This window comes from Streptomyces sp. NPDC054841 (assembly GCF_053611045.1).
The window spans coordinates 1-1,200 of the sequence record NZ_JBSGZO010000920.1 but is presented as its reverse complement, the minus strand read 5'-3'; the positions used below and the strand labels follow the sequence as shown (position 1 = coordinate 1,200).

At 75.2% G+C, this 1,200-nt stretch carries 2 protein-coding genes; both read right to left on the bottom strand.

From position 1 onward, the window contains the following. Positions 1-183: 183 nt before the first annotated feature. The gene (locus ACWGI8_RS44445) at positions 184-1,056 is read right to left on the bottom strand and encodes a patatin-like phospholipase family protein (RefSeq protein ID WP_453669337.1); all 873 of its coding nucleotides are present in this window, start codon (positions 1,054-1,056) and stop codon (positions 184-186) included. A gap of 65 nt (positions 1,057-1,121) precedes the next feature. After that, a partial coding sequence (locus tag ACWGI8_RS44440) for an EF-Tu C-terminal domain-related protein (RefSeq protein ID WP_453669339.1) occupies positions 1,122-1,200 on the bottom strand: 79 nt, incomplete at its 5' end.

The window sequence follows — 1,200 nt, the reverse complement described above, 5'->3', positions numbered from 1 at the left end:
AGGGGGAGAGTCATGGCGGAGCCATGCCGACTGACGACAACGCAGGAGACGGAGTCGCAGGGCGTCGCGAGCCCAGCAAGATCCACCGGACAGGCTCGGGGTCCGTCCGGTGTCGGCGGACGGACGCACCGGTCCATGGGACGTGGGCGGCGCACCGCCGGGCAGGGCGCTGCGCGCGGGCCGTCAGCCGGCCACGACGCCGCGGACCTCCTCCGCATGGGCCGCTGCCTGGGCCAGCCCCGCCCGCGCCGCGGGCGCCCGGCGCGCAGGGTCCAGGACATTGCGCCCGAACGCCCGGCGGGCGGCCCGGTCCGGCGTGATCAGGACCACGCGGGCCCCGGCCGCCGCGAGCCGGGAGGCCTGCGCGCGGGCCGACGGCACCGGGCCGCCGCCGACCGCGATGGGGGCGACGATGACGACCGTGTCGTAGCCGACCGCGAGGTCCGCGTTGGTCGAGGAGCGCACTCCGCCGTCGATGAAACGCCGCCCGTCGATGGTGACGGGCGGCCATACACCGGGAACGGCGCAACTCGCGCCGACCGCGTCGATCAGCTCGACCCCACTCTCCCGGTCGAACGCCCGGAACTCCCCCGTGAGGGCATCCACCGCGGTTACGACGAGCCGCCGCGCCGACGGCCAGTCGTGTGTGAGCAGCCGTTCGGCGAAGACGGCACGCCGGACTTCCTCCGGCTCCGTGCGGGCGCCCAGCGCAAGCCGTCCCATGCGTGCGCCGTACGCCTCGGCGTCCCGGGAGCGCACGACGCCCCAGAGATAGCGGGCAAGCACGGTCGGGCCCATGCCCGCGGGCACCTCCCCCGCCGGGTCGGCGAGCTGACGGGCGTAGAGCTCCGGCAGGGTGAACCGGCCGGAGGTGAGCTGCGCGCCGACGACCGACCCGGCCGAGGTGCCCACGATGAGATCGGCACCGGTCGGATCGGCGCCCGCCGCGGCGAGTCCGTGCAGCATGCCGATCTCCCAGCCGATGCCGGCGAGCCCGCCACCGCCCAGTACCAGTGCCGTTCGTTGCTTCTTCGCTTCGTCGTCCTTCTCCGCCATGGCAGCAGTGTGACGTGTACGGGGCGAGCCCGCCCCCCGCAAACGGCGGGAGGCGGGCTCCGGACTCAGACCAGTTCGGTGACCGTGCCGGCGCCGACCGTACGGCCGCCCTCGCGGATCGCGAAGCCGAGACCGGGCTCCAGC

Coding starts and splice junctions, on each gene's coding strand:
- ACWGI8_RS44445 (WP_453669337.1), bottom strand. CDS start 1,056: ATGGCGGAGAAGGACGACGAAGCGAAGAAGCAACGAACGGCACTGGTA.